12 protein-coding genes are annotated in these 9,041 nt (G+C 72.3%); 9 read left to right on the top strand and 3 right to left on the bottom strand.

Annotated elements, in window-relative coordinates; genetic code table 11:
• Positions 1–17 precede the first annotated feature (17 nt).
• Together ACIO9K_RS06490 and ACIO9K_RS06485 are read left to right on the top strand one after the other, a co-directional pair.
• A complete protein-coding gene (locus tag ACIO9K_RS06490; RefSeq protein ID WP_363621218.1) occupies positions 18–647 on the top strand; it encodes a GNAT family protein in 630 nt (209 codons plus the stop codon).
• Between the two features lie 60 nt (positions 648–707).
• Positions 708–908, top strand: coding sequence for a DUF397 domain-containing protein (locus ACIO9K_RS06485; RefSeq protein ID WP_350880617.1), 201 nt, complete (start codon positions 708–710; stop codon positions 906–908).
• A gap of 51 nt (positions 909–959) precedes the next feature.
• Here the strand turns inward: ACIO9K_RS06485 and ACIO9K_RS06480 are convergent, their stop codons facing one another.
• Complete coding sequence (locus tag ACIO9K_RS06480) at positions 960–1,118, bottom strand: hypothetical protein (protein ID WP_350880619.1); 159 nt, start codon at positions 1,116–1,118, stop codon at positions 960–962.
• 309 nt (positions 1,119–1,427) lie between these two features.
• Between ACIO9K_RS06480 and ACIO9K_RS06475 the strand changes: the two genes are divergently transcribed.
• From ACIO9K_RS06475 to ACIO9K_RS06460, 4 genes are all read left to right on the top strand, one after another.
• Positions 1,428–2,279, top strand: a complete 852-nt coding sequence (locus ACIO9K_RS06475; RefSeq protein WP_363581421.1) for a helix-turn-helix transcriptional regulator — start codon at positions 1,428–1,430, stop codon at positions 2,277–2,279.
• On the top strand, positions 2,276–2,476 hold the full coding sequence (locus tag ACIO9K_RS06470; protein WP_063348346.1) for a DUF397 domain-containing protein: 201 nt from the start codon (positions 2,276–2,278) through the stop codon (positions 2,474–2,476). Before ACIO9K_RS06475 ends, ACIO9K_RS06470 begins: the two co-directional genes overlap by 4 nt.
• Positions 2,477–2,662: 186 nt before the next feature.
• On the top strand, positions 2,663–4,396 hold the full coding sequence (metG, locus tag ACIO9K_RS06465; protein ID WP_400327424.1) for a methionine--tRNA ligase: 1,734 nt from the start codon (positions 2,663–2,665) through the stop codon (positions 4,394–4,396).
• Positions 4,397–4,579: 183 nt separating this feature from the next.
• The gene (locus ACIO9K_RS06460; protein ID WP_063348348.1) at positions 4,580–4,891 is read left to right on the top strand and encodes a helix-turn-helix transcriptional regulator; all 312 of its coding nucleotides are present in this window, start codon (positions 4,580–4,582) and stop codon (positions 4,889–4,891) included.
• 59 nt (positions 4,892–4,950) lie between these two features.
• On the opposite strand, the gene ACIO9K_RS06455 is transcribed toward ACIO9K_RS06460, so the two are convergent.
• Both ACIO9K_RS06455 and ACIO9K_RS06450 read right to left on the bottom strand, forming a co-directional pair.
• Positions 4,951–5,859 carry a class I SAM-dependent methyltransferase gene (locus tag ACIO9K_RS06455; RefSeq protein WP_363621214.1) on the bottom strand — a complete coding sequence of 303 codons (909 nt, stop codon included), beginning with the start codon at positions 5,857–5,859 and terminating at the stop codon, positions 4,951–4,953.
• A gap of 129 nt (positions 5,860–5,988) precedes the next feature.
• On the bottom strand, positions 5,989–6,987 hold the full coding sequence (locus ACIO9K_RS06450; protein WP_363621213.1) for an NAD(P)/FAD-dependent oxidoreductase: 999 nt from the start codon (positions 6,985–6,987) through the stop codon (positions 5,989–5,991).
• A gap of 224 nt (positions 6,988–7,211) precedes the next feature.
• Between ACIO9K_RS06450 and ACIO9K_RS06445 the strand changes: the two genes are divergently transcribed.
• The 3 genes from ACIO9K_RS06445 to ACIO9K_RS06435 are packed head-to-tail and all read left to right on the top strand — an operon-like array spanning position 7,212 to position 9,003.
• A complete protein-coding gene (locus tag ACIO9K_RS06445; protein WP_400327421.1) occupies positions 7,212–8,267 on the top strand; it encodes an aldo/keto reductase in 1,056 nt (351 codons plus the stop codon).
• Positions 8,268–8,326: 59 nt separating this feature from the next.
• Positions 8,327–8,602, top strand: a complete 276-nt coding sequence (locus ACIO9K_RS06440; protein ID WP_363621209.1) for a PhdYeFM domain-containing protein — start codon at positions 8,327–8,329, stop codon at positions 8,600–8,602.
• On the top strand, positions 8,599–9,003 hold the full coding sequence (locus ACIO9K_RS06435) for a PIN domain-containing protein (RefSeq protein ID WP_400327418.1): 405 nt from the start codon (positions 8,599–8,601) through the stop codon (positions 9,001–9,003). The genes ACIO9K_RS06440 and ACIO9K_RS06435 overlap by 4 nt, the downstream gene beginning before the upstream one ends.
• The last annotated feature ends 38 nt before the right edge of the window (positions 9,004–9,041 follow it).

Below are 9,041 nucleotides of genomic sequence, written 5' to 3'. Positions count from 1 at the left end.
GGCGCTACCTTTCCGGCATGACCGCACAGCCGCCCACGCCCGTGACCCTCACCGGCCGCCACGTCCGCCTGGAGCCCCTCGGCCGCCACCACCTGCCCGACCTGTGGGCCGGCGTCGGCCCCGACCCGGAGGTCTGGCGCTGGATCCCCTCCCTCCCGCCCGCGACCGAGGAGGAACTGGGCGCGATCCTCGACGCCCGGCTCGCCGAGGTGGCGGCCGGGTCGGCGGTGAAGTTCGCCGTGATCGACCTCCCCAGCGGCCGGGCCGTCGGCATCACCGGCTACTACGACGTCAGGCCCGTCGACGAGGTCGTCGAGATCGGCGGCACCTGGTACGCCCGCTCGGTCTGGCGCACGCCCGTCAACACCGAGGCCAAGCTGCTGCTGCTCTCGCACGCCTTCGACGACCTGGGCATGGGCCGGGTCTACTGGAAGACGGACGCGCTCAACGAGCGCTCCCGCAACGCGATCCTGCGCCTCGGCGCCCGGTACGAGGGCGTCCACCGCCGTGAGAAGCGGCGCGCCACCGGCGTGTGGCGCGACACCGCCTACTTCTCGATGCTCGCCGACGAGTGGCCCGCCGCCCGGATCCGCCTCGTCGAGCGCCTTTCGCGCGGTGCCCAACCCTCCGTGCGCCCCCGTTCCTGAACGGCCCCCCGGGAGTTGTCCAGGGTGCCAGGCAGGAACCGCGATGGGAGTAGGAAACCGATGACCCAGCAGTGGCAGAAGTCCACCAGCAGCACCCGGGACGGCGGCGACTCCGTGGAGGTGTCCGTCAACGAACGGGGGCTGATCGAGGTCCGCGAATCCGAGAGCCCCGACGCGATCATCGTCACCACCCCGCAGAAGTTCGCGCTCTGGATCGAGGGCGTGAAGCGCGGCGAATTCGACCACTTCGGCGACGGCTGACCGCACCCTCCGGTGGCCCCCCTCCCGGCGGGGGGCCACCGCTGCCGCGCGCTATTTCTTCTCGACGGCGGCGGAGGAATGGCGGACGACGAACTCGCGTTTTACGGAACGCGGTTCGCGGGGTTGGGCGTTGACCAGCCAGACCAGCCAGCCGACGAATAGCACGGCGAGCAGGAGGGCGGACAAACCGGCGACGAGCAGGCCGTTCACCGGGTGGCGGGAATGCGGTGGGCGGGGGTGAGAAGCAGCGGAAGCGGCATGACAGTCTCCGGTCGGTGATGTCGAGCGTGCCGACCATGCATCTGGTGTGTATTTACGGCTGATTGGCGGCTGTTTAGGCCACAACAAGTCAGTGACTGACGCGGGAACGACCATAGGGTCGAGGTGCAAGACTTGCTACCGAGCGGGAGAACGTTCACTCCATCGTGGGGTATCCCCCATTTCAGTAGCTAGGGCCGGGTGAGCACGGCACACTTCACCGGAAGCATCGACCCGAGCCGCGATCCGGAGAAGAGAGTCATGCCACCCCGCTTGTCGCCGACCGTGCGTCAGCAGCGCCTTGGCATCGAGCTGCGCAAGATGCGCGAACGCGTGGGCGTGACGCCCAAGAGCCTGGCCGCCACCCTGGGCACCGACCTGCCCAAGATCTCGCAGATGGAGAACGGGAAGTCCGGCATCAGCGCCGAACGGCTCCGGCTCTGGGCCCGCACCTGCCACTGCGCCGACGGCCCCTACCTCGACGCGCTGCTCGCGATGACGCAGGACCGGCGCAAGTACTGGTGGGACGGCTACCGCGGCCGGCTGCCCGGCGGGCTCATCGACATCGCGGAGATGGAGCACCACGCCGAGTCGCTGGCCATCCTGCACACCACCTTCATCCCCGGACTGCTGCAGACCTCGGCGTACGCCTCCGCGGTGTTCGCCCGGGTCCGGCCGCCGATGCCCCAGCCGGACGCCGACGCCCGCACGGCATTCCGGATCCAGCGCCAGCGGCTGTTCACCGAACGCCCGAAGCCGTACGCCGCGTACATCCACGAATCCGCGCTGCGCATGCAGTTCGGCGGGGCGGTGGTGCTGCGCGACCAACTGCTCGACGTGCTGGAGCATTCCGAGCGGCCCGGGGTGGAGATCCGGACCATCCCGTTCAGCGTCGAGACCTTTCCCGGGTCCGGAGAGAGCCTCTACCTCGCCCGCGGGCCCGTTCCCGAGCTCGACACCGTGCAGATCGACCTCTCGAACGGGCCGAAGTTCGTGCACACCGACACCGAACTGCAGACGTACCGACAGATCAAGGAGGAGACCGCCGCGGTCGCCCTCGGGCCGGCCGAGTCCCGGGACTTCATCCGGGCCTTACTGAAAGACTTCTCATGACTGAGTGGCGGAAGTCCTCGTCCAGCGGCGAGAGCAACGAGTGCGTCGAGATCAGAGCCGCCGACGGTCTGGTGGAGATCCGCGAGTCGGACCGCCCCGAGATCGTCGTCCGGACCACGCCGCGCAAGTGGGCCGCGTTCGTCCGCGGGGTGAAGGCCGGGGAGTTCGACCGGTACAGCGACTCCGTCGGGCCCTGAGCCGCACCCGCCCCCGCCCCTGAGCAGCGCCGCCCTTGAACCGCGCCCGCCCCTGAGTCCGCCCCCCTGAACCGCACCGCCCTCCCGGCCCGGCGGCGGTAGGCTTGGCAGCCCACAGTGGACCCCTGCGCCTGGCACAGCACTCCGGGTGGGGTGCGCGTGCGGGAGAAATCGGAGCATCCGAGGATGGCTCGGCACCTGGTCACCAGCGCCCTTCCGTACATCAACGGGATCAAGCACCTGGGCAACATGGTCGGGTCGATGCTCCCGGCGGACGTCTACTCCCGCTACCTGCGCCAGCGCGGCCACGAGGTGCTCTACATCTGCGCGACCGACGAGCACGGCACGCCCGCCGAACTGGCCGCGCAGGAGGCCGGGCTGCCCGTCGCCGAGTTCTGCGCCCAGGCGCACGACGCGCAGAAGGCGGTGTACGACGGCTTCGGGCTGTCCTTCGACCACTTCGGCCGCAGCTCCTCCCCGCAGAACCGCGAGATCACCCAGGAGATCGCCCGCGAACTCCAGCGCAACGGCTTCATCGAGGAGCGCGCGATCCGGCAGGTGTACTCCAACGCCGACGGCCGCTTCCTGCCGGACCGCTACATCGTCGGCACCTGCCCGCACTGCGGCTACGACAAGGCGCGCGGCGACCAGTGCGAGAACTGCACCCGGGTACTGGACCCGACCGACCTGCTGGAGCCGCGTTCGGCGATCAGCGGCAGCTCCGACCTGGAGGTCCGGGAGACCAGGCACCTGTTCCTGCTCCAGTCGGAGCTGACCGACGAGGTCGAGCAGTGGATCGCCGCCCACGGCGACGACTGGCCGGTGCTGGCCTCCTCGATCGCCCGCAAGTGGCTCACCGAGGGCCTCCAGGACCGCGCGATCACCCGCGACCTGGAGTGGGGCGTCCCGGTGCCGGCCGACGTCTGGCCGGGGCTGGCGGCCGAGGGCAAGGTGTTCTACGTCTGGTTCGACGCCCCGATCGAGTACATCGGCGCCACCAAGGAGTGGGCGGACGCGGCCCCGGCCGGGCAGGCCCGGGACTGGAAGTCCTGGTGGTACGAGGCCGACCACAGCGTCCGGTACACCGAGTTCATGGCCAAGGACAACGTCCCGTTCCACACCGTGATGTTCCCGGCCACGATCCTCGGCTCGCGTCGGCCGTGGAAGAAGGTCGACTACGTCAAGGCCTTCAACTGGCTGACGTACTACGGCGGGAAGTTCTCCACCAGCCAGAAGCGCGGCATCTTCACCGACGTCGCCCTGGAACTGCTGCCGGCCGACTACTGGCGCTACTTCCTGATGGCGCACGCCCCCGAGTCGGACGACTCCAGCTTCACCTGGGACCTCTTCGCCTCCGTCGTCAACAAGGACCTCGCCGACACCCTCGGCAACTTCGTCAACCGGGTGCTCACCTTCAGCCGCAAGCGCTTCGGCGACGCCGTCCCGGCCGGCCACGCGCCCGGCGAGGCCGAGCAGCGCCTCGGCGAGCAGATCGCCACCCTGCTGGCCGAGTACGAGGCCCAGTTGGACGGGCTCAACTTCCGCAAGGCCGCGCAGGGTCTGCGCGCGCTGTGGAGCGCGGGCAACGCGTACCTGGACGAGAAGGCGCCCTGGCTCCAGGTGAAGACCGACCCGGACGCGGCGGCGCTGACCCTGCGCACCGCGATGAACCTGATCCAGCTGTACGCGGTGGTCTCCGAGCCGTTCATCCCGACCGCGGCGGCCGCGATGCGCGGCGCCTTCGCCCTGCCCGGGGACGCTCCGGCGGCCGGCCTGTCCTGGGTCGGCCCGGAGCGGGCGCGGGCACTGGACCTGGTGCCGGCCGGGACGGCGTTCACCGTGCCGCCGGTGCTGTTCGCCAAGATCACCGACGAGGACCTGGCCGCCTGGACCACCCGCTTCGGCGGCCAGGAGGGCTGAGCCCCGGCGGGCGGCCCGGGACCCGGTCCGCCCGCCACCCGCCTGACACCGGGATGGATCTGACGCATCATCACCGATGGTGCGTCCAGGTCGTCGGCACCCCACCGGGCGGCACCGCACTGCCCCACTGACCGGCGTCGGCTCGCCGAGGCCCTGCTGTCACACGCCGGTACGCTTCCAGCCATGGATGTTGACCTGGTCACCGCCCTGCGGGCGATCGCCAACCCGACGCGCCTGCAACTGCTGGCATGGTTGCGCGAACCCGAACGTCACTTCCCCCTGGAGGAAGCGGTCGCCGACCCGCGCGAGGTCGGCGTCTGCGTCAGCCACATCCAGGCCAAGGCCGGCCTCGCCCAGTCCACCGTCTCCGCCTACCTCGCCGAACTCCAGCGCGCCGGCCTCGTCCGCGCCACCCGCATCGGCAAGTGGACCCACTACCGCCGCGACGAGGCCCGCATCGCCGCCCTCATCACCGCTCTCGGCCACACCCTGTAGGCCCCTGCCGGTAGGCCCCTGCCGGTAGGCCCCTGCTGCGGCCGGGGCGGTTGCGGCCGTCAGCCGGCCTTGCGGGCGGTGTGGACGGTCATGGCCGAGAGGAAGAAGGCGTCCGGGCGGTTCAGGATGCCGGTGGGGGTGTCCTCGGCGAGGAGGGCGTCGAGGGTGGTGCGGTCCTCGGGGGCGAGGTTGTCGGCGAGCTGGTCGCGCAGACGGGCGAGTTGGGTGTGGAGGTGCTCGCGGGCGGGGCGGGCGAGCGGGGCCGGGTGGTCGATCAGGAAGGTGCGGGTGCCGCTGGGAGTCAGGCCGGCGCGGGTGAGCATGGCCGGCCAGTCCTCCACCTCCTCGGTGGCGCCGGGCAGTTCGGCGCGCATGGTGCTGAAGCCGTCCTCGTGCACGGCGTCGAGCCGGGCCTGGAAACCGGGCCGGCCGAGGCCGAAGTCGCGCGGCAGGTAGCGCAGCGGCAGGCCGCGTTCGGCGACGGCCAGCAGGCCGCCGGGCCGGAGCGTCGCGGCGAGGGAGGTCAGGGCGGCCTGCTGGTCACCGAGGTGGTGGATCGCGTTGCCTGACCAGATCAGGTCGGCCTCGCCGAGCTTGCCGAACTCGGCGGGCAGGTCGGCCTGCTGGGTGCCCAGACGGCCGCCGGAGCGGGCCCGGGCGCGCTCCAGCAGGGCGGCCGACTGGTCGACGGCGACCGTCTCGGCCTCGGGGAAGGCGTCCGCGAGCAGTCCGGCGATCACCCCGGGCCCGCTGCCGACGTCGAGGACCCGCCGCACCCCGCCGGTCTCGCCGTGCAGGGACCGCAGCCACTGCGCGGCCCCGGTGATGGCGGGGGCACGCAGTTCGGCCTCCCGCTCCAGGTGGGCGGCGAGGGCGTCCCAGTCGAAGTCGGCGGCGGGGACGTCGCCGTGGTGGTGACCGTGCTGGTGGCCCTGGCCGTGCTGGTGCTGGTGCTGGTGTTCGGACATCGTGGGTTCTCCGATCGCGGATGACGGAAGGTCGGACGGGTGACGCCGGTCGAACGGGCGACGCGGGCGAACGGGTGACGCGGGCGAACGGGTGACGCCGGACGAAGGTGCCGGGGGAGTTTCCCCCGTTCAGGCGGGAACGGCGGCGCCGGACGCGCGGTGTTCGGCGACCGCCCGTCCGATCTCCTCCGCGACGAGGTCGTGGTCGAGGTCGAACGCCGCCGCAGCGCCCATCCCGGCGGCGACGACGACCTGCGCCCGCGGGTCGGCGACGTTGCCGACCGCCCAGACGCCGGGGACGCTGGTGCGGCCGGCCCGGTCGGTGGTGACCCAGCCGTTCTCGTCCCGGGCGCATTCCAGGCCGAACAGCAGCGCGTCCCGGGGCACCGGCTGCGGGAAGACGAACACGGCCTCGCGCGGCACCACCCGGCCGTCGGCGAGTTCCACACCGCGCAGCCGGTCGGCGTCGGTCACCAGCTGGGTGATCCGGCCTTCGACGACCCGGACGCCGCGGGCGGCGAGCCGCTCCCGCTCGGCCCCGGTCGGCGTGAGGGTGTGCGTGATCAGGACGACGTCCGCGGACCACTGCCGGAGCAGCAGCGCCTGGTCGACCGCGCCCGGGCCGGTGCCGAGCACGCCGAGCGGGCGGTCGCGGACCTCGTAGCCGTGGCAGTACGGGCAGTGCAGCACGTCGCGGCCCCAGCGTTCGAGCAGGCCCGGGAGCTCCGGGAGCCCGTCGCGCAGGCCCGTGGCGACGACCACCCGGCGCGCGTGCAGCACGGGGCCGCCCGCCAGGTGGACGGCGAAGCCCGTCCCCGCGCCTTCGGCGTCCGCGACGCCCTCGACGTGGTCGGCCCGGGCGTCGATCAGGTCGACCCCGTAGCCGGCGACCTCCGCTCGGCCGACCTCCAGCAGCGCCGCCGGGGGCATGCCGTCCCGGCTCAGGTACCCGTGCATGTGGGCGGCGGGGGCGTTGCGCGGCTGGCCCGCGTCCACCACCGCCACCCGGCGCCGGGCCCGGCCCAGCACCAGCGCGGCGCTCAGCCCGGCCGCACCCGCGCCGACCACCACCGCGTCGTAGTCGTCCCGGGGGGCCGTCGGCCCTGCCGTCCTCATCGTGTCGCCCATGGCGCTCACCTCCACCGCCAGGCTGCGACCGGACCGGCCGTATCGGCAAGCTTTGTTGCCGTTTCCGCAAACAACGCACCCCGACCGGCCCCCGCCCGTCCGCTCCGCGCCACGGGCCCGGACTCCCCCGGTGGACGGGGATTCGGACCGACCCTTGCCATGGAGTGCACTCCAACTCCTAGCCTCTGACGCACCACCGACCCACCACCAGGGGGAGCAGCACCATGCGCTACCGCGTCCTCGGCGGCACCGGCATCGAAGTGAGCACCTACTGCCTCGGCACGATGATGCTCGGCTCCGTCGGCAACCCCGACCACGACGACTGCGCCCGGATCATCAACACCGCGCTCGACCGGGGCATCAACTTCGTGGACACCGCCGATATGTACTCGGCCGGCGAGTCCGAGGAGATCGTCGGCAGGACGCTGGCCGCCCGCGGCGACCGCGACGAGATCGTGCTCGCCACCAAGGGGCACTTCCCGATGGGCGAGGGCCGCAGCCGCGGCGGCAACTCCCGGCGCTGGATCCTCCGGGCGGTCGAGGACAGCCTGCGCCGGCTGCGCACCGACCGGATCGACCTCTACCAGATCCACCGGCCGGACCACACCACCGACGTCGAGGAGACCCTGTCCGTCCTCGGCGACCTCGTCCGGTCCGGCAAGATCCGCGCCTTCGGCTGCTCCACCTTCCCCGCCGAACAGATCGTCGACGCGCACCACGTCGCCGAACGCCGCGCCCTGCCGCGCTTCCGCACCGAGCAGCCGCCGTACTCGCTGCTCGCCCGCGGCGTGGAGCGCGACGTGCTGCCCGTCGTCCAGCGGCTCGGCATGGGCGCACTGACCTGGGGCCCGCTCGCCTCCGGCTTCCTCACCGGCCGCTACCGCAAGGACCGCCCGGCCGACCTGACCACCGGCCGCCCGACCATCAACCCGGGCCGCTTCGACCCGACGCTGCCCACCACCGCGGCCAAGCTGGAGGCCGTCGAGGCCTTCACCGCCCTCGCCGGGGACCTCGGCCGCACCCTCCCCGAACTGGCCGTGGCCTTCCCGCTGGCGCACCCCGCCGTCACCTCGGTGATCCTCGGCCCGCGCACCCACGACCAGTTGGAGGCCGCCCTCAAGGGCGCCGACCTGGTCCTCGACGACGCCACCCTGGACCGCATCGACGCCATCGTCCCGCCCGGCACCGACGTCTACCACCCCGACGGCGTCTGGCAGCCCCCGTCCGTCACCACCCCCGCCCTCCGCCGCCGCCCCACCGCGGACCGCCCGGCCGGATAGCCGAACCGGTCTCCCCCGCCAGTGCGACACGGTGCATTACGGCGCGATACACTTGCCCCATGAAGACCATCACGCAGCGCGAACTCGCAGCGCGGTCCAAGGCCGTGCTCGACGATGTCGAAGCCGGCGAGATCTACCACATCACTCGCAACGGCACCGAGATCGCCGAAGTCCGGCCGATCAGCAGTCGCCGCCGATTCGTCCCCGTCGAGGAACTCCAGCGAAAGTGGCGGAACGCGCCGGCGGTCGACGCGACGCAGATGCGCGCGGAAGCCGACGCCTTCTACGGCGATGAGGACCGGATCGGCGGCGACGACCCGTGGGAGCGGAAGTGACCGAGCGACGCCGACGCGGACTGCTCGACACCTGCGTCGTGATCGATCTGCCGCAGATCGATCCACAGCTCCTGCCGGCCGATGCCGCGCTGTCGTCCGTCGTGCTGGCCGAACTCGCCCAGGGCGTCGCCCTGGCCAAGGACCCGGTGCAGATGATGGCCAGGGCCCAGCGACTCGCGGACGTAGAGGCGGAGTTCGCCGCCCTCCCCTTCGACCGCGAGGCAGCTCGGCGGTTCGGCACCCTGGTCGCCCTCACGATCCAGGCCAGGCGGGACCCCCGCCCCCGCCGCATGGACCTGATGATCGCGGCGACCGCGGCCGCCCACGGCCTGCCGCTCTACACGCGGAACGCGGGCGACTTCGTCGGCCTGGAGCAGGGCGTCGACGTCATCCCCGTGTGACGAACGGCCCCGCTCCAGTGGTGCCGCCGCCACTTCCG

Source organism: Kitasatospora sp. NPDC087271, from assembly GCF_044744605.1.
Lineage (GTDB): Bacteria > Actinomycetota > Actinomycetes > Streptomycetales > Streptomycetaceae > Kitasatospora.
This window is presented reverse-complemented; position numbering and strand designations above follow the sequence as displayed.